The sequence below is a fragment of the Actinoalloteichus fjordicus genome (genome assembly GCF_001941625.1).
In the GTDB taxonomy this organism is placed as follows: Bacteria; Actinomycetota; Actinomycetes; order Mycobacteriales; family Pseudonocardiaceae; genus Actinoalloteichus_A; species Actinoalloteichus_A fjordicus.
In genome coordinates this window covers 6,696,704-6,714,902 of sequence record NZ_CP016076.1, presented here as the reverse complement: position 1 = coordinate 6,714,902, position 18,199 = coordinate 6,696,704, and the positions used below count along the sequence as shown (strand labels likewise).

Here is an 18,199-nt window from a genome sequence, read left to right as displayed (position 1 = left end):
GAGCCTGCCGTGTCGAGCGGGCCGAACGGGCCTGCCGTGCTAGCCGCGTCGGGTCAGGACTTCGCCGCGACCACGGGCTCGACGTCGACCGAGTCGGCCGCGCCCTCGGCGTCCGCCACGACCGGCACGTTCTCGGGGCGGCGCAGCAGCCGCGCGACCTCGCCACGCAGCTCGATGAAGCGAGGGTCCTCCTTGGTGGTGATCTGATCCCGTTCCGGCGGGAGGTCGACCGGGAGGTCGGCGACCACCGACGCGGGCGCGGTGGACAGCACCAGGACCCGGTGCGCCAGGTACACGCTCTCGTCGATGTCGTGGGTGACCAGCAGCACCGTGGTGTCCTGTTCGCGCTGGACCTTCAACAGCAGGTCCTCCAGTTCGGCCCTGGTCTGGGCGTCCACCGAGGCGAAGGGCTCGTCCATCAGCAGCAGGGCGGGCCTGCACGCCAGTGCCCTGGCGATGGAGACCCGCTGCTGCATGCCGCCGGAGAGCTGCCGAGGGTACTTCGCCGCGGCGGCAGAGAGCCCGACGGCTTCGAGCGCCTCGGCGGCGCGCTCCTTGCGCTGTGCGGCCGGAATACCCCGGCTGCGCAGCGGGAACTCCACATTGCCCGCCACGGTCAGCCAGGGAAAGAGCGACCGGCTGTAGTCCTGGAACACGACGGCGAGGTCCTCGGGGACGCCGTTCACCGGGTCGTCCTGCAACCGCACCGTCCCTCGGCTGGGGCGGTGCAGCCCGGACACCGCGCGCAACAGCGTCGACTTGCCGCAGCCGGAAGGGCCGACGATGCAGACCAGTTCGCCGGTGTTCACCGTGAAGGAGAGGTCGTCGATGGCCGTGTAGCCCGCGTCGCCTCCATAGGTGTGACCGAGATCGGTCACCTGCAACATCGTCGTCATGTCACCCTCCTGTCCTGGCCAGGCTCGTGCCTGCGCCTTGCGCCTGCTGCCACCCCAGTACGCGGCGTTCCACCGCGAGGAGAACCGTGTTGAAGACGTAGCCGAGTACCCCGAGCAGGACGATCCACGCCCAGGTCTCGTCGAACCGGAACAGTCGTTGCGCGGCGATCAGCTGGTAACCGATGCCGTTGATCGCACCGACCAGCTCCGAGATGACCATCAGCACCAACGACAGTGACAGTGCGACCCGCAGCCCGGCGAAGATCTTGGGGCCTGCCGAGGGCAGCACGACCATGCCCATCCACTGCCAGTACGGGATGCGGAAGGACTTGGCCGTCTCGACCTTGGTCTTGTCCACTGCCTGCGCACCGTCGACGGCGTTGAGCAGCACGGGCCAGACGACGCCGAAGATGATCGTCGCCATCTGCATGGGCGTGCCGATCGAGAACAGGGCCAGGAACACCGGGACCAGCGCGGGCGAGGGAATCGCTCGCGCGAAGGAGAACAGCGGACCGACGTAGTCCATCGCGGTGCGCGACCGCCCGAGCACGAGGCCGAGCGACACCCCGATCACGCCCGCGACCAGCCAGGCGCTCAGCATCCGGACCACGCTGGGCACGATGTCGCCCAGCACGGTGTCACTGAGGAAGAGCTGGCCTGCGGGCCCGGAGAACCAGAGGCCGACCGCCGTCGCGCCGATCTCGGTCGGCGGCGGGAAGAAGACGCTCTCGCCGAGGCGGGCGGCGACCTCCCACACCAGGATGAGCCCGACGAAGACGACCCAGCGTTGGGCGAAGCCCTTGAGTGCGAGCGCCGACGCGGTCACCTGCTCACCTCCGCCTGCTGCGACGCCGACCATCGATGTGATGTCGGACTCGTGGGCGCCCTCATCGACCGGCCCTGCCTCTGCTCATCGCCGTCCCGGTCCGGCAGGCCTTCTCGAATCGTCGGAGAAGGCGAATTCGTGAATTGACGGTGAATTCCACTCTGCCCACGCCTCACCGGACGGCCTCGACGGTGTTGTCCCAGCCGAGCCAGCGTCGTTGGGCCCGCTCCAGCAGTTCATTCGTCAGATAGCCGACGGCGCCCGCGACCACGGTGCCCGCCAGGACGACGTCCATCCGACCCACGCTGGAACTCGCCTCGAGGATGAACACGCCGAGGCCTACCCTGCCGCCTGCGAGCAGTTCGGTACTGATGACCAGGATCAACGCGATGGAGGCCGCCACCCGGATGCCCGTCGCGATGAACGGCGCCGAGTTGGGCAGTGCCACCGTGGCCAGCGTGCGAAGCCTGCCCAGCCGGAACGACCGCGCGGTGTCGATCATCATCGAGTCCATCTCGTCCAGCGCGTAGATGGTGTTGAACATGATCGGCCAGATCGCGGCGTAGACCGCGAGAGCGATCTTCGTCTCCGGGCCGGTGCCCAGCAGGACCAGCGCCAGCGGGATCAACGCCACCGACGGGATGGGCCGCAGGAACTCGATGACCGAGCGAGTCGCGACCCGCACCGCCTTGACGCTGCCGAGCAGCAGTCCGGCGGGCACCGCGATGCCGACGGCGATGCCCATCGCGATCAGCCAGGCCAGCACGGTCGCGACGACGTGCATCAGGAAGCTCTGATCGACGAGCAGGCCGCCGAGCGTGGTGAGGACCACCGAGGGCGGGGGCAGATAGTACGAGGGGACCAGGCCGGACCGGCCGACGATCTCGCACAGGGCGAGAAAGCCGGCCAGCCCGACCAGGCCGCGAAGAACCGAACGCATCAGGTCAGTTTCGCGGCTGCGAGAGGATCATCGACTCGGCCTCGATCGGCTCGTCGATCAGTTCGTACTCCAGCATCAGGTTGGGGATGCGCTGCAGCCTGGACGCCTCCAGCGTCGTCGGCCAGCCGCCGAGGTTCAGCAGCGACGCGGTCTCCGGCTCGATGCTCGCGTACTCCTGAACCATCTGCTCGACGCGCTCGCGGTCGGAGCTGGCGACCTCCTGACCACGGGAGAAGGCGCGCTGGAAGGCCGCGACGGTCTGCGGGTTCTCCGCAGCCCACTCGTCCTTGGCCGCGAAGCCCGCGATCGGGATCTCCTCGGTGGGGCCGGAGGCGGCGTCGAAGACCGGCACCGCGCCGATCTCCAGCTCCGCGTTGGTGATGAAGGGCTCGGCCATCAGCGCCGCGTCGACCTGGCCCGAGTCCAGCGCCGCCGCCATGTCGGGGTAGCCCATCTCGACGAAGCTGACGTTGTCCGGGTCGAGGTCGTTGGCCCGCAGCACCGACTTGATGGTCACCTCGGCCAGGCTGCCCTGGCTGGTGACGCCGATGGTCCGGCCCATCAGGTCTTCCGGCTGGGTGAGCCCGCTGTCCGGGGTGGTCATGACCATCCAGGTGTTGGGCAGCGCGTAGTAGCTGTCGGCGACGAGCTTGATGTTGCCCAGTGCCGAATGCGCGGCGAAGATCGACACCCAGTTACCGAAGACGATGTCGAGTTCACCTGCCTCCAGACCGGGCATCGCCGCCGCGGCACCCTGAATGGACGTGAGCTCGATCTCGACGCCCTCTTCCTCGAAGAATCCGTCTTCGATGGCGATGTGCACAGAGGCGACATCGACGACCGGGAGTAGTCCCAGTCGGATGACCTCCTGCTCCACGACGCCGTTTCCGCCGTCGCCGCTGCTCTCCTCCTGACCAGCGGAACCATCGAGCAGTCCGCAGGCGCTGGTAGCGAACAGAGTTGCCGTCGCCATGATGGCGGTGGCGACTCTGGCGGGTCTGGCGAGTTTGGTGGCCGGCGCACCGGAGCCCACACGTGGGGCCATGCCCCCTCCTTAAGGAAGCCAACTCTATTGCTGAGTGGGGCCACCCTAAACGGCGGGAACAGCCTTAACAACCCGTGTGTGACCTGGTCTAAGTTACGATCTAGTACCGCCGAATGGGTGCATTTCCTTTACGGGCGGGGGACGCAATGGGTCGCGTTGTGTGAGTATAGTTTCGGCTGGCCGCCTGATGGGGTGGTCTGTTCGACCTTCCCGGCGGGCATGATCACGGCAGTCTGCTGAACTGACCAGGGAGCGTGATGGCGAGTCCGGTGGTGACGGCCAGGGCGAGGGCGGAGTCGATGACTTCGCTGTTCCAGGCCTTCGCTGTGATCGATGCGGGTCCGGCGAGTTCGACCGATGGTCGACCCGACCCGCGAGACGGCGGCTTGCGTCGAGAGTCCGATGCCGGGGACGCGGGGGCGTTCCTCCCCGGGCATCGGTCGGTCTCCGCGCCGTCGGGCACCAAGTCAAGGTCCGAGGTCGAACACTCGTTCGATTTCTCCGCCTGCCCGAGTTGGAGGGTCTGCTAGTCGTGGCACGCCCCGAAAAGCCTTCGCAGGGCAGAAAGCCCGCTCCGCTCGAACTGGAGAGCGAAGGAGTGGAAGACCGCCAGGAGACGGCGGCATCAAGTGAGGCCGCTGAGGCCTCCTCGCAGAGCAGTCAGGGGTCCGGCGGGACCCGCAGCGCCCGATGGCAGCTACGGAACTGGCGCCTGCGCACCAAGCTCGTCGCGGTTCTGCTGCTCCCGACGCTGGCCGCCCTCTTCTTAGGCCAGCTCCGAGTCTTCGACCAGATCGACGCGGCCGACGAGTACGCCCGCAACGTCCGGGGCTTCGACGTCGTCGAGCGCAGCACCGACCTGATCCACGAGCTCCAGCGCGAACGGGACGTCGCATCGTCCTACATCGCCAGGGGCAGGCAGGGCGGTGGTCAGCCGGTCGACGAGCAGGTCGTCCGGGTTGATCAGGACGTCCAACGGCTGCGGGACAGCCTCGGGCAGCTCGACGACTTCGACACCCAGGTGATCACCAGTCGCACCAGGGCGCTGGAGCGCCTCGGCGGCCTGGCGGGCCTGCGTGGCGCCGTCCGGGAGACGGAGTACTCCGAGACGGCGGCGATCAAGACCTACACGAGCATCATCCAGTTCCTGTTGCAGATGAACCGGGACATCGTCGCGTCGATCACCGACAGCGCCGTCAGCGCTCCAGCGAGGGCGACGGAGGCACTGGCCAGGGCCAAGGAGGAGATCGCTCAGCAACGGGCGACCCTGTTGGCCGCCGGGCATCGGGACGAGCTGCGGGAGATCCAGTTCCAGCAGCTCCAGGCCTCCAACGCGCAGTTCTCGGCGGCGGTCAACGAGTTCTACGCCATCGCCAGCCCGAGTGAGGCCAACCTCTACAGCGACACCGTCGCAGGCCCTGCGGTCGACGACGTGAACAGCATCAAGGGGATCACCCTGGTCCGGCACCAGAACGGCATCCCGCTGGGGCTGAACTCGGTGCTGTGGGACCAGTCGGCCAGCACCACGATCGGCCTGACTCGTGAGGTCGAGCTGGATCTCCAGGAAGACCTGCGGGCGCGCGGAGAGTCGCTGGCCGACCAGGCCAGGATGACCGCCTTCCGGGACGCGGCCCTGGTGTTGGGCTTCCTCGTCGGCGCGCTGGTGCTGATGCTGCTCGTCGCCCGGTCGATGCTGCGTCCGCTGCGGGTGCTGCGGAAGACGGCGCTGGAAGTGGCGCACGAGCGACTGCCCTCGGTCATCGCCCAGATGCGCGAGACCGAGAACGACATTCCCAAGGTCACCGTGCAAAGCGTCGACATCCACACTCGCGAGGAGATCGGCCAGCTCGCGCGGGCCTTCGACGCGGTGCACAACGAAGCCGTCCGGTTGGCGGCCGAGCAGGCCCTGCTTCGCGCCAACGTCAACGCGATGTTCGTCAACCTCTCCCGCCGCAGCCAGACCCTGGTGGAACGGCAGCTCGGCCTGATCGACCGGCTGGAGCGCGACGAGCAGGACCCCGATCAGCTCGCGAACCTGTTCGAGCTGGACCACCTCGCCACCCGGATGCGGCGTAACAGTGAGAACCTGCTGGTTCTCGCGGGCACCGAGACGACGCGGCGGATGGCGCGGCCGGTTCCGGTCACCGACATCCTCGGTGCCTCGGTCTCCGAGGTCGAGCAGTATGCCCGCGTCACGGTTTCGGCCACGCCGGAGCTGATGGTGCAGGGTCGAGCGGTCAACGACCTCGTCCACCTCATCGCCGAGCTGCTCGACAACGCCACCGCGTTGTCGGACCCGCAGACCAAGGTCACGGTGCGCACCGCGCACAGCAGGAAGAACGAGCTGATCATCGAGATCACGGACCGAGGCGTCGGCATGGCCGACGACGAGCTCGCCGAGGTCAACGAACGGCTCGCCAACCCGCCGAGGGTCGACGTCGGGGTCTCCCGCCGCATGGGCCTGTACGTGGTCGCACAGCTCGCCAAGCGACACGAGATCCGCGTCCGACTGCGCAGCGAGTACCTGGAGGGCGGCATCATCGCCCTGGTCGTGGTGCCGTCGATCCTGGTGGTGCGGCCGACCTCGCTGCGCGGCGGCGGCCAGACCGGCACGCAGGCACTGGCGGCGCCGAGGGAGAACCTCGCGCTGCCGACCGTGGTCAACGATCACGGCGGACCCGCCTCCGGGGCGGGCTCGCTGCCTGCACTGCCGTCGGTGGCGCCCGAGCCCGGCCCGATGGAGCCGTTCGGCGAGCAGCTGCCGAGCGACCCGGCATTGAGCGACATCGCCAGGGCCGACTCCACGGACTACTTCGGCTTCTACGGCGAATCGGCCGAGTCGGAGCTGCGCGGCGGTTACCGAGACCCCGCCGAGGACGAGCAGCCGCAGCAGGGCAGGCCCGCCGCCGGACGACCGGCTCCTGAGGACACGGCGTACTTCACCGCCGCCGACATGGACGAGGCCCAGGAGCCGGACGAGGACGAGTGGGAGGCTCAGTTCCCGCAGCAGGACCACCCGCAGGCCGAGGCCGCCCCGCGGCAGAACGACCGTTCGCAGGGCGGCGTGTCGCGTGCGGCCATCGCGGACGGTCGCTCCTCGGAGGCGCCGAAGGCGCAGACCGACTTCGATGCGCCGACGGAGCGACTGCCGATCTACGAGGCCGTCCTGTCCCAGTGGTTCCAGGCGGGCGACGGCGGCACTCCGCAGGACCAGCCCGCCAACGGTGCCGGTGCTCAGGCGGCGCGGCAGAAGGGCGCCGCGTCCAAGAGTTCGGCCAGGAACACCCCGGCCCCGGCGGCTCCGTCGAGGAACGGCGTTCCCCCGACTGCGCCGCCGCAGGCTCCGCCCCGACGCGAGGCGGCCACCCCGCCGCCGGTCGCCTCCCGCAGGCGTCCGCAGCCCGCTCAGGAGGAGCAGGCACCCCAGCGGCAGGCGGCGCCCGGTGCCGGGCGTACGCCGCCGGTCGCGGACTCGCAGCCTCCCGCCACCCCGCCGCCGTCTCCCACTCGCCGCCAGCCGGCGCGGCCGGAGCGGCCTGCGGCGGCGCCGTCGGAGGGCCAGGGATGGCATTCCGCAGGTGACGATGGTTGGGAGGCAGCCAAGACGGTGCTCGCTCAGACTCCGGAAGGCGTGACGCAGGCAGGCTTGCCAAAGCGCGTGCCGAAGGCCAAGTTGATGCCCGGCTCGGTCGCGCCGCAGACTAAGACGCAGCGGCAGGCCGCACCCGAGCAGTCGGATGCGCCTCCCCGGTCGGCAGAGATGATTCGAGGCAAGATGTCGAACTTCCAACAAGGACTGCGGAAGGGCAGGCACCACAGGGTTGACGCCCTGGCCGGTCCCGGTAGTTCCACAGATCCATCCCATCAGTCCGCTAGCCGCCACGACGAGGAGCAGGAGTGACCGCGTCCGCCCAGCAACCAGGTTCCTTCGGTTGGTTGATCACTGACTTCGTTCGTCGCGTACCTGGTGTCGCGCACGCCGTGGTCGTCTCAGCAGACGGCCTGCTCCTTGCCGGATCCCACGGGCTTCCCCGGGATCGTGCGGAGCAGCTCTCTGCCGTCGCCTCCGGGCTGATCAGCCTCACCCAGGGTGCTGCCCGCGTGTTCGAGGCAGGCGAGGTCGCACAGACGGTGGTGGAGATGGAACGGGGGTTCCTGTTCCTGATGTCCATCAGCGACGGCTCCTGCCTGTCCGTCTTGGCCGCGCCGAACTGTGACATCGGACTCGTCGCGTACGAGATGACCTTGCTGGTCGAGCGCGTCGGCCAGCAGCTCACGCCGGAGCTACGTGCTCAACTACAGGGTGTGATTCGCCGGTGAACCCACAGGCGCACTTACCTCGACGGAGTGATGGGCAATGACCTCTGGACCTGGTTTCGGCGACGGCCGTGCCGGCGAGTGGGCAGGCCAGCTCGACTTCGACGGCTTCTACGGTCGAGGGCGGGATGGTCAGAGCGACCCGGACGCCGACTACCTGATGGGCGGCGCCGATCGGGCGCTGTTCGGCGGGCCCGGCGCCGATCTGCTCGGGACGAGCATGTCCGGCGACTTCGACGACTTCTCCTCGGCTCCGGTCCAGGAGGTCGAGCAGAGCTGGCCCGAGTACGAGCCAGACGACGACAGCAGCCGGGATCCGCTGGTGGAGACCGGGTCGCTGGTCCGTCCCTATGCCAGGACAGGCGGCCGAACCCGGCCGGATTATGATCTCCCCATCGAGGCGTTGATCTCCACGAGTGACCGTGGTCGAGAGCGGAACTCGATGTCGCTGGCCGAACACCGTTCCATCTGCGGTCTGTGCATCGAAACCCGTTCTGTCGCCGAGATCGCGGCGCATCTGCGTCTTCCTCTCGGCGTGGTTCGTGTGCTGATCGGCGACATGGCCAGTCTCGGCTTGGTTCTCGTCCACAACAGCGGTCTTGTGATGGGGGACGGGCCGTCACTCGCGTTCCTGGAAAGGGTGCTCAGTGGGCTTCGCAGGCTCTGAACCCCAGCGGACTCCGGCCGCCAGCAAGCACGCCACCACGTCGACGAAGATCGTCGTGGCGGGTGGCTTCGGGGTTGGTAAGACGACGTTCGTCGGCTCGGTCTCCGAGATCGTGCCGCTGACCACCGAGGCGGTGATGACCGAGGCCAGTGTGGGTGTCGACGACCTGAGCGCCACCCCTGGCAAGGTCACCACCACGGTGGCGATGGACTTCGGTCGTGTCTCGCTGGACAGCGACCTGATCCTTTATCTGTTCGGCACGCCCGGCCAGCACAGGTTCTGGTTCATGTGGGACGACTTGGTGAAGGGTGCGATCGGCGCCGTCGTGCTGGTGGACAGCAGAAGACTGGCCGACGCCTTCGCCTCGATCGACTTCTTCGACGACCGTGAGCTGCCGTACGTCGTGGCGTTGAACTGCTTCGACGGCGTGCTGCATCACCGGATCGAGGACGTCCGTGAGGCGTTGACGATCGATGAGAGCGTGCCGATCGTGGTGTGTGACGCACGGAATCGGGACTCGACCAAGCAGGCATTGATCACGCTGGTCGAGCACGCGATGCGGCAGTGGATGGCGGTTCGCGCCACCGGATGACGATCGCAGGCCGGCGTGACGCCCGCTCCGCTCGTCGGAGCCGCCGTCACGCCGGCCCGCGCAGTGCCGAGGCAGTCCGCCGCTCGGGTCGACCCGTCTTGGGGCGACCCGGCTGGGGGCGGCGAGCCGCGCAGCCGGGACTGGCGTCCTCCTGGCCTTCGGGCCGTGCGTTCGTCGAGACGAACGGCGGCGACGCACGATCGCCCGGCCTGATGCGGCCGACAGCCGACACTGCGGCGGCGTGACACGGCCTCAGTCTGCGGCGCCCGCCGCGTCTGCCGAGCCTTCGACGAGGGCCGCCGTGCTGATGCGATGCAGCGGATAGCGCTGCACGGCTCCCACGCTCTGATCGAAACCCTCCAGGAACCCGCCGCTGATGCTCACCGGATCGATGATCCGCTGGGTCGCGACGCCGTGTGAGTCGACGAAGCCGATCCACAGCTGGTGGCGGGAACTCACCGCGTCCTGCAACAGCGTGAAGGTCGGCGAGATCCGATGCCCCTCGGACGCGGTCGAGGCCGAGGCGCCACGCCGCACCCCCGAGGTCCGATCCCCGATCCGAATCCCGGTGACCACCTCGGCGAGGCGCTCCTCGTCGATCGGACCCGGCGACACGACCCGGCGGCCGGTCCCGGCGCGTCGGGAGAGCCTGCGGCCCGCCGGGCGTAGATCCAGCAGCCGCCCGTCCAGACCCTCGGCCACCGGAGCCAGTCCCGCTCCGCGCAGACCGTCCAGCAGTTCGGCCAGCGGCAGCGGGCTCACCAGCACCGTAGGCGCGAGACGTCGCAGCTCGAACTGCGCGGCCTCCGGCCTGCCGAGCACCTCGGTGAGCAGCACCGGATCCTCGCAGCGCAGGAACGAGCCCGCCGAGCCGCCACGCAGCCTGCCGTGTCTGCGAGCCACGTCGTCGATCAGATAGGTCAACGACTGCGGAATCGGCGTTCTGGAGCGTTCCGCGAACAGATCGTGCAGTTCGGTGGCGCTGCGGCCCGCATCGAGCGCGCGTCGCACGCTTGCCTCGCCGACCCGGTACACGGTGGCGCTGCCCGCCGACTCCACGTCGGCGACCAGTGCCATGTCCGAGGCGAGGTCGGACTCCAGCGGGCCCGGCGCGATCACTGTCAGATCGGCCTGCACCAGGATGTGGTCCAGTGGCGGGGGCATCGCCGCGCCCATCAGTCTGGCCGCCTCCGCCTGCCCGTCGGAGAGCAGCGCCCGCCCTGCGGAGGAGAGCCTGCCCAACGCGCTGACGCCGACGGCCGCGGCCTCGCTGAGCGCCCACCGGACCTGCTCGTCTCGTAAACGACCGCCCTGCCGAGGCGCCCGCCAGGCGAGCAGCTCGACGAGTGAGTCGTCGGACCGCAGGGCGGTGTTCGCGGGAAGCGTCCCCAGCTCGTCGAGGGCCCGCCTGCGGGCCAGCGGCGCACGAGGCCTGCGCAGCTCCTCGGCGAGCACCGAGAGCAGCCGCTCCCGGTCGTCCCGGCTGCCCGCCAGCGCGGGGAGCCGGGGCATGTCGAGCCAGGCGAGCGCCAGCGTGGCCCAGCGCTGCTCGGAGTGGGAGGCCGTCCAGGTGTCGGCGGCGACGGTGAGCAGCCAGTGCGGCTCCGTGTCGTCGCTCGCGGCGACGAGGCCTGCGGCGACCACCAGTTCGATGATCAAGGTGGCACGCGGCTCGGTGCACTCCAGGGCGCGGGCCGCTCGCCGCAGCTCGCGGACGCCGAGGCCGCCCGAGCGCAGCACCGGCGGCGGCTCGGTCGACCACAGGCGCAACAGCGTCTCGACATGGCGACACAGCTCCAGGGCCTCGCCCGCCGCAGCGGCGTCGGAGTCGGCGGCGCTGCGGCGCACCGTGTCGAGTTCCGGCTCGTCCAGTCGGACCGGGCCGAGGGGGTGCTCGCCACGCAGCAGGAGGCCGAGTTGCCTGGGCAGTTCCACCGTCTCGGCGTCGCGGCGCAGCAGCAGCCCGGCGGCCAGCAGCCGCTGGACCGGGGTGCGTGCCCGGTCGGGCGGCACCATCGTTCCGGCGTCCTTCGTCTGGCCCACCGGTGCCCCGGCGGCCAGGGCCTCCAACAGCCTGCGTTCGGCCTCGGACAGGCCCGCCACGACGGCGGGGAGGTCCTGGCGGTCCAGGTGTGGAGCAGACCTGCCCAGCCCGGCGGGGAACGGGCCGATCACCTCGCGTGCGGTCGGGACCACCGACAGCGTCGGGTCGGCTCCCCAGGCCAGCGCCCTGGCCCGCAGGACTGCCAGCCCCTCCCGGACCCGGTCCGCGGAGACTCCGCCGCCGAATAGCTCGAGGATCGACTTCTCCGGAACGGGCTGCTGGTCGGCGTCCGCGACGAGCAGCGCCTCCAGCACCGCGAGGCTGAAGGTGTCGAGTTCCTCGCAGGCTCGGGCCACGGAGATCCCGATGCCCGCGCGGGTGGCGAGGACCGTCGTGTCGGGCGGAGCCGGGGTGGCCAGGTCCGGTCGGGCGCGCAGCAGTGCGGCGAGCATCGAGTCGTCCTGGTCACGCAACCAGTCGGCCAGTGAGGTGCCGGGCATCCTCACCACGATACTTCGCGATGCGGCAGACTGAGGGGAGTCCTTTCCGACACTCCGCCCGGGCACGCCGCCGAGGCGGGGCCATGCCATGCGGATGCGTGCGGCAGGTCGGTGAGGTCGTCGGATCGAATCTCAGGAGGAGCCGTGGCCAAGGCAGCCCGTAAGGACCGCATCGACCCGAGCTGGCCGCAGGTGCCCGAGGGCGGGCATGCGGTGTCCGAGCTGAGGGCGGCGACGGCCGGAGCGCCGTCCCCCTTCGGCGAGACCGAGTTTCCGCTGGCTGAGGGCGCGGTGCACTACGAGCACCCGGTCACGGTGATCAACAGGTAGTTCGTCTCCACCGGCCGGGCTGTGGGCGCCGGGAATCGTCTGGTTAGGCTGTTCCCCCTGCTAGAACAGCGTTGACCAGGGAGGTCGTCATGCCGGTTCCCGGCCCCGGCTATGCCATCACGGTGCGCGTCGAGACCCCGCCGTCGTCCAGCGCGGCGGGTGACCTCACCAGCGCCGTCGGCCGGGTCGGCGGTGTGATCACCGCGCTGGACGTCGTCGAGTCGCACACCGACCGAGTCGTCATCGACATCACCTGCAACACCCTGTCGGCGGAGCACGTCACCGACATCACCTCCACGCTGGACGCGCTGCCCGGCGTCGCCGTGCGCAAGGTCTCCGACCGGACCTTCCTGATGCACCTCGGCGGCAAGCTGGAGGTGCGTTCGAAGGTCGCGCTGCGCAACCGAGACGACCTGTCCCGTGCCTACACGCCGGGCGTCGCCCGGATCTGCCAGGCCATCGCCGCCAATCCCGACGACGCCCGCAGGCTGACGATCAAGCGCAACACCGTCGCCGTGGTCACCGACGGCTCGGCGGTGCTGGGCCTGGGCAACATCGGTCCGGCGGCCGCGCTGCCCGTGATGGAGGGCAAGGCGGCGCTGTTCAAGAAGTTCGCCGACGTCGACGCCTGGCCGGTCTGCCTGGACACCCAGGACACCGAGGAGATCATCCGCACGGTGGAGCTGCTCGCTCCCGTGTACGGCGGCATCAACCTGGAGGACATCGCCGCGCCGAGGTGCTTCGAGATCGAGCGCAGGCTGCGCGAGAAGCTCGACATCCCCGTCTTCCACGACGACCAGCACGGCACGGCCATCGTCGTGCTGGGAGCCCTGCGCAACGCGCTGCGGGTCGTCGGCAAAGACCTCGGCGACTGCCGGGTGGTGGTCTGCGGCGTCGGAGCGGCGGGTTCGGCGATCATCCGGCTGCTCCTGCGGGACAAGCCGGGCGACGTGCTCGCGGTGGACATCGACGGCATCGTGCATCCGGAGCGGGAAGGGCTGGGCGACCACCTGCAGTGGATCGCCGAGCACACCAACACGGAGAACCGCAGCGGCTCGCTGCATGACGCGCTCGTCGGCGCCGACGTGTTCATCGGGGTGTCGGCACCGAACCTGTTCGGTGCGGAGCAGGTCGCGACGATGGCGGACTCGGCGATCGTCTTCGCCCTGGCCAACCCGGACCCGGAGATCGACCCGCTGGAGGCCCAGCAGCACGCCGCCGTGGTGGCCACCGGCCGCAGCGACTACCCGAACCAGATCAACAACGTGCTGGCCTTCCCCGGCTTCTTCCGGGGGATGCTCGACGCCCAGGCACACAGCATCACCGACTCGATGCTGCTGGCCGCCGCCGACGCCATCGCCGACGTGGCCGACGGGGAGCGCCTGAACGCCTCCTTCATCGTGCCCAGCGTCTTCGACACGACGGTGGCCCCTGCGGTGGCCGAGGCAGTGCGGCGGGCGGCCGAGGAGGGCTGAGGGCGGACACCGGGGCGGGCGATGCCGTCCCGCCCCGGCCGGTTCGCTGCTGGGTGACTCATTAGTGGCAGCGGCTGCTCTGTCATGCTCGTGACCGTGCTGAACCGGGGGCAGAACGGCTGCCATGGGCTTCCGGCAGACGGGATCGCGGACCAGCCGCTGACCGTCGACGACCTTCGAACGCTGTCGGACGACGGCGGCCGGTACGAGCTCGTCGACGGGCGGCTGGAGATGTCGCGGGCACCAGTCACCACACATTCGCTCATCGAGTCTCGATTGATGTTTCAGCTGGGGAGGCTCGCTCCTGACGAGCATGCGGTCCTCCGCGGCCTGGGGATCGACCTCAACGCCGATCGGACCCACCACCGCATCCCGGATCTGTCGGTGATTCGAGCGGACGACCTCGAGCACCCCGGTCTGACCCGTCCGCCGCTGCTCGCCGTCGAGGTCGTCTCGCCGAGAGCGTGTTCCGAGACCATCACACCAAGCGCGTCGAGTACGCCCGGTTCGGCGTCGAGTCTTACTGGATCGTGAGTCCCGACCCGGAGAAGCCCGGGATCGTGGAGCTTCGGCTGGCGGACGGCGGCTATCACGAGGTCGCCCAGGTCTTCGGCACGGACGTCTTTGAGACCGACGCGTCCTTCCCCGTCCGGCTGGTCCCGCACTGGCTCGTCGCGATGGGGCCGTGGCGGACGCACATCGGCGGCGACTGACCACCCGCAGGCGGACACCGGCGGCCTCCTCGCTCGGGAGCCAGGCTGACGCCCCGCCGTTCGACGTGTCTCGTCGGCCGTGCGAGCCGTTCCGCCGGGTCTGTCGCGCGACCCGTGACCCGGCGCGACTCGGACTGCTCGCGGAATCCGGCTCGCGAGGCCGTCCGTTCCGGTCCCGTTGCCGCCCTGCGGGCACGAGCACCCGACCAGCCCGCCTAGCATCACCGGGCATGGAGCTACCGCATCTGGATCGTGGCGGCGCGGCCCGCATGGTCGACGTCTCCGCCAAGGAGGTCTCCGCCAGGACCGCCACCGCCACCGGAGTGCTGCGCACCACCGAGGCGGTGGTGGACCTGCTCGCCGCCGGCACCCTGCCCAAGGGCGACGCGCTCGCCACCGCGCGCATCGCCGGGATCATGGGCGCCAAACGCACGCCGGACCTCGTTCCGCTCTGTCATCCGATCGCCCTGTCCGGGGTGACCGTGGAGCTGCAGCCTGCGGGGGTCGAGGTGCGCATCAGCGCGACGGTCCGCACCACGGACCGCACCGGGGTCGAGATGGAGGCCCTGACCGCCGTCGCCGTCGCGGGGCTCGCCCTGCACGACATGATCAAGGCGGTCGACCCGGCCGCGGTGCTGGACCAGATCCGGGTGGAGCGCAAGGACGGCGGGAAGACGGGGACATGGACCAGACCGGAGTGACGGGCGAGACCAGGCAGGCCAGGGTGATCACCGCGTCCAACCGCGCGGCCGCGGGCGTGTACGCCGACACCACCGGGCCGATCATCGTGGCCTGGCTGCGCGAGCGGTCTTTCGAGACGCCGGACGCGGCGGTCGTGCCCGACGGGACGCCGGTGGGTGCACAGATCCGGGCCGCCGTCGCGGCGGGCGTGGCGGTGGTCGTGACGACCGGCGGCACCGGCATCAGCCCCACCGACCGCACCCCCGAGGTCACCGGTGAACTGCTGGACTACGAGGTGCCCGGCGTGGCGGACGCGATCCGCTCGGCCGGGCTGCCCGCCGTGCCCACCGCCGTGCTCTCCAGGGGCGTGGTCGGGGTCGCGGGCCGGACGCTGATCGTCAACCTGCCCGGGTCGCGGGGCGGTGTTCGCGACGGACTGGGCGTGCTGGCGGGTGTGCTCGCCCACGCGGTGGACCAGCTCCGGGGCGGCGATCATCCGCAACCGGGACGGGCGGCGGGCGGGGCGTCGATCGTCGCGGGCACTGCTGCGGGAGACCAGGGGCCTGCTGCTCCTGCGGGGTCGGCCACGGCCGGGGGAGACCCGGCAGCGGCGGAGACCGTCGATGCAGGCTCCGCCGGACCGGTCGAACCCTCAGCCGCGCAGAAGCCGGGCGGGAACGTGCTGGTGGTGCGCGCCGAGGTCGTTGACGAGGACCTGGCCGCCGTCGATCACGAGGCCCTGGTGGGCGATGCCGCAGCGGGGGCGGTGGTGGGCTTCCGGGGCGTCGTGCGTGATCACGACGGCGGTCGGGGCGTGCGCGAACTGGAGTACGTGGGGCATCCGAGCGCTCCCGACACGGTGGGCCAGGTGGCGGCCGACGTGGCCGCCAGACATCCGGGTCTGCGGGCGATTGCCGTGACGCACCGGCTGGGCCTGTTGGGGATCGGCGACCTCGCCCTGGTCTGTGCGGTCTCGGCCGCGCATCGCGCCGAGGCGTTCACGGCCTGCGCCGATCTGGTCGACGAGATCAAGGCACGACTGCCGATCTGGAAACGCCAGGTGTTCGTCGACGGCGAGGAGGAGTGGGTCGACTGCCCATGAGGCGGTCGCCTGCCGGCGGCCCGGGGCGTGGTGACGGTGACGGGCTGCTGCACGGTCCGGCGTCGCGATGGCGCGCGGGAGGCGGAGCGGCTCGGTCACGACGCAACTCTACCGCCGTCGATCCGGCCTGCCCAGGTGCCGATGATCATCGATGCCGTTCGCCGCAGGTTCTGCGGTTCACGGCCGTGGCGAGGTCTGCTCGGAGCTCGAGCGGTCGGGGAGACGGCTCCCGTCGAGACCGTGTGGAGCGGCGCGCCCCGCCGATGACGGGTGCTGACGCGGAGTCCTGCTCGACTCGGGCGCGGGTGGCTGCTCGTCGGGTCCGGCCGTCGTCGTGACGGCCGAATCGGGTCCGCTCCCCGCCCCCCGGGGGATGGCGGCGGGGAGCGGACCCGGCAGGGATCACCCCACCAGGAGCTTCTGACCGGTGAAGATCAGATCCGGGTTGGCGACGACCTCTGCATTCGCCTCGTGCAGCGACTGCCAGTCGGTGCCGTTCTCGTTCGCGATCTTGGACAGGGTGTCGCCTGCCTCGACCGTGTAGTCGCCCTCCGGGTGATCCAGGATCGGGCCGACGTGGCTCGGCGCCTGCTCCTGAACCTCCTGCGGGGCGGGCTGCGGCTCCGGCTGGGGCGCCGCGCTCTGCTCCGGAGCGGCCTCCGGGGCAGCCGGGGCGGGTGCTGCAGGCTGCGGAGCGGGCTCTTCCGTTCCGCCGCCGAGGTGCCAGCCCGTCTTGGCGCTGCATGCGGGCCATGCGCCCGGTCCCTGCTCGGCCAGGACCCGCTCCGCCACGGCGATCTGCTGCTCGCGGGTTGCCTGGTGTGCATTGGGTGCGTACTCGGTGCCGCCGAAGGCGGCCCAGGTCTGCGGGTGGAACTGGAGTCCACCGCTGTAACCGTTTCCGGTGTTGATGGCCCAGTCGCCGGTGCTCTCGCACTGCGCGAGCGCGTCCCAGTCGGGCGCCGCGACGGCTGGTGTGGCCATTGCCAGGGGGGCGCCGACGAAGGCGCCTGCGACTGCGATTCGGGTGATGGTGCGGCTAGTGCTGGAAGGCTTGCGGTGCTTGCCTTGGTAGCGAGCCATGTCCCTCTCTCCCACCGCGCCGACTCCGTCCCCGCTTGCGCGGGGCCCCGATCGCCGTCGTCCCCGGTTCGCGGGGCCGTCGAAGATCGAGTTCTCGTCCCTGTCCGGTCTGTGATTCGGGGAAGGAATGCGCTGGACAGGGCTTGGCGCTGCGCACTCCCGGTTTTCTTGCGGCCGTTCGGGGCGACCGAGACGCGACGGTACGTAGCCGAGAGGGAATTCCCAAACGATACCAATGGTGACGCTCGTCACAGTAACGCGGGTGGGTGATCGGCGATCATACTGTTTCCGCAGGTCGGGGCACCGTTACCGGTCCGTTTCCGGTTCGATATCGATCACCCACCGTGAGGCATGGGTCACCATGCCCTGCTTACTGTGAGCGATTTTCTGATATGCGGGGAGTAGCTGTACAGCTTCGAGTGAGAGTAGGGACACCGGTGGGGGAGGCCGGGCCGGCTTTCGGTGACGGAGAGCAAGATATTGCGGCCAGCGCAAGATCCAATCGGGTCCGACGACTGTGTGCTACAGAGTGTGATGGATGATCGCTCTGCGAGATCAACTCGTGATCCATCGGGCCCGAAAGGCTGGCTTCGCTTCGCCGACAGAGCAGCGTGAAGGTCGGTCAGCCGCCTGCGAAGGGTGGCAGGACGTCCAGGACGACGGCCTCGGTGAGCGGTCGCTCCCGGTTCGTCACGGCCACGCCGTCCACGAGGAAGCTGCATGCGCTCAGGACCCGAGCCAGCCCGGCTCCCCGGCGGTCGGCGAGCAGCGCGAGCGTCTCGCGCACCGAGGCGCCTCGGTGCATCGACACCGACTCCTCGGCGACCTCGGCGGCGGCCCTCGCCCCGGCGAAGTACCGGACGTGCACGGTGATCTCGTCGGTGCTGTCCACCGATGTCCCTCCTCCGTTCGGCGACCGGCGTCCGTACTCGCCGACCGGCTTGTCTCCGCATCCTGACCACGAAGCGCCGAGAGCATCCGGTCGTCG

17 protein-coding genes are annotated in these 18,199 nt (G+C 70.0%); 10 read left to right on the top strand and 7 right to left on the bottom strand.

Annotated elements, in window-relative coordinates; genetic code table 11:
* Positions 1 to 53 precede the first annotated feature (53 nt).
* The 4 genes from UA74_RS28660 to UA74_RS28645 all read right to left on the bottom strand — a co-directional run bounded on the left by UA74_RS28660 (position 54) and on the right by UA74_RS28645 (position 3,707).
* On the bottom strand, positions 54 to 896 hold the full coding sequence (locus tag UA74_RS28660; protein WP_075742963.1) for an ABC transporter ATP-binding protein: 843 nt from the start codon (positions 894 to 896) through the stop codon (positions 54 to 56).
* 1 nt (position 897) lies between these two features.
* Entirely contained in the window at positions 898 to 1,722 is an 825-nt protein-coding gene (locus tag UA74_RS28655) for an ABC transporter permease (protein WP_232237532.1), read from the bottom strand.
* Between the two features lie 172 nt (positions 1,723 to 1,894).
* The gene (locus tag UA74_RS28650) at positions 1,895 to 2,662 is read right to left on the bottom strand and encodes an ABC transporter permease (RefSeq protein WP_075742961.1); all 768 of its coding nucleotides are present in this window, start codon (positions 2,660 to 2,662) and stop codon (positions 1,895 to 1,897) included.
* A 4-nt stretch (positions 2,663 to 2,666) separates the two neighbouring features.
* The gene (locus tag UA74_RS28645; RefSeq protein WP_075742960.1) at positions 2,667 to 3,707 is read right to left on the bottom strand and encodes an ABC transporter substrate-binding protein; all 1,041 of its coding nucleotides are present in this window, start codon (positions 3,705 to 3,707) and stop codon (positions 2,667 to 2,669) included.
* A 532-nt stretch (positions 3,708 to 4,239) separates the two neighbouring features.
* On the opposite strand from UA74_RS28645, the gene UA74_RS28635 reads away from it, so the two are divergent.
* The 4 genes from UA74_RS28635 to UA74_RS28620 are packed head-to-tail and all read left to right on the top strand — an operon-like array spanning position 4,240 to position 9,283.
* Positions 4,240 to 7,608, top strand: a complete 3,369-nt coding sequence (locus UA74_RS28635) for a sensor histidine kinase (protein ID WP_075766362.1) — start codon at positions 4,240 to 4,242, stop codon at positions 7,606 to 7,608.
* Complete coding sequence (locus tag UA74_RS28630; RefSeq protein ID WP_075742957.1) at positions 7,605 to 8,027, top strand: roadblock/LC7 domain-containing protein; 423 nt, start codon at positions 7,605 to 7,607, stop codon at positions 8,025 to 8,027. The genes UA74_RS28635 and UA74_RS28630 overlap by 4 nt, the downstream gene beginning before the upstream one ends.
* Positions 8,028 to 8,064: 37 nt before the next feature.
* Positions 8,065 to 8,691: a DUF742 domain-containing protein gene (locus tag UA74_RS28625; RefSeq protein WP_075742956.1), complete on the top strand. Its 627-nt coding sequence runs from the start codon at positions 8,065 to 8,067 to the stop codon at positions 8,689 to 8,691.
* A complete protein-coding gene (locus UA74_RS28620) occupies positions 8,672 to 9,283 on the top strand; it encodes a GTP-binding protein (protein ID WP_075742955.1) in 612 nt (203 codons plus the stop codon). The genes UA74_RS28625 and UA74_RS28620 overlap by 20 nt, the downstream gene beginning before the upstream one ends.
* A gap of 252 nt (positions 9,284 to 9,535) precedes the next feature.
* On the opposite strand, the gene UA74_RS28615 is transcribed toward UA74_RS28620, so the two are convergent.
* The gene (locus UA74_RS28615; RefSeq protein ID WP_075765812.1) at positions 9,536 to 11,827 is read right to left on the bottom strand and encodes a helicase-associated domain-containing protein; all 2,292 of its coding nucleotides are present in this window, start codon (positions 11,825 to 11,827) and stop codon (positions 9,536 to 9,538) included.
* 144 nt (positions 11,828 to 11,971) lie between these two features.
* Between UA74_RS28615 and UA74_RS28610 the strand changes: the two genes are divergently transcribed.
* From UA74_RS28610 to UA74_RS28590, 6 genes are all read left to right on the top strand, one after another.
* Positions 11,972 to 12,157, top strand: coding sequence for a hypothetical protein (locus tag UA74_RS28610; RefSeq protein ID WP_075742954.1), 186 nt, complete (start codon positions 11,972 to 11,974; stop codon positions 12,155 to 12,157).
* 89 nt (positions 12,158 to 12,246) lie between these two features.
* The gene (locus tag UA74_RS28605; protein WP_075744348.1) at positions 12,247 to 13,632 is read left to right on the top strand and encodes an NAD-dependent malic enzyme; all 1,386 of its coding nucleotides are present in this window, start codon (positions 12,247 to 12,249) and stop codon (positions 13,630 to 13,632) included.
* A 90-nt stretch (positions 13,633 to 13,722) separates the two neighbouring features.
* Positions 13,723 to 14,166, top strand: a complete 444-nt coding sequence (locus tag UA74_RS33935; RefSeq protein ID WP_250637853.1) for a Uma2 family endonuclease — start codon at positions 13,723 to 13,725, stop codon at positions 14,164 to 14,166.
* The gene (locus tag UA74_RS33930; RefSeq protein ID WP_250637852.1) at positions 14,163 to 14,345 is read left to right on the top strand and encodes a hypothetical protein; all 183 of its coding nucleotides are present in this window, start codon (positions 14,163 to 14,165) and stop codon (positions 14,343 to 14,345) included. Before UA74_RS33935 ends, UA74_RS33930 begins: the two co-directional genes overlap by 4 nt.
* A 230-nt stretch (positions 14,346 to 14,575) precedes the next feature.
* On the top strand, positions 14,576 to 15,046 hold the full coding sequence (gene moaC / locus UA74_RS28595) for a cyclic pyranopterin monophosphate synthase MoaC (RefSeq protein ID WP_075765810.1): 471 nt from the start codon (positions 14,576 to 14,578) through the stop codon (positions 15,044 to 15,046).
* On the top strand, positions 15,028 to 16,128 hold the full coding sequence (locus UA74_RS28590; RefSeq protein WP_075765808.1) for a molybdenum cofactor biosynthesis protein MoaE: 1,101 nt from the start codon (positions 15,028 to 15,030) through the stop codon (positions 16,126 to 16,128). Before moaC ends, UA74_RS28590 begins: the two co-directional genes overlap by 19 nt.
* A 402-nt stretch (positions 16,129 to 16,530) precedes the next feature.
* Here the strand turns inward: UA74_RS28590 and UA74_RS28585 are convergent, their stop codons facing one another.
* Together UA74_RS28585 and UA74_RS28580 are read right to left on the bottom strand one after the other, a co-directional pair.
* Entirely contained in the window at positions 16,531 to 17,211 is a 681-nt protein-coding gene (locus UA74_RS28585; protein WP_075765806.1) for a LysM peptidoglycan-binding domain-containing protein, read from the bottom strand.
* Positions 17,212 to 17,833: 622 nt separating this feature from the next.
* On the bottom strand, positions 17,834 to 18,103 hold the full coding sequence (locus tag UA74_RS28580; RefSeq protein ID WP_232237531.1) for a MoaD/ThiS family protein: 270 nt from the start codon (positions 18,101 to 18,103) through the stop codon (positions 17,834 to 17,836).
* Positions 18,104 to 18,199: the final 96 nt, after the last annotated feature.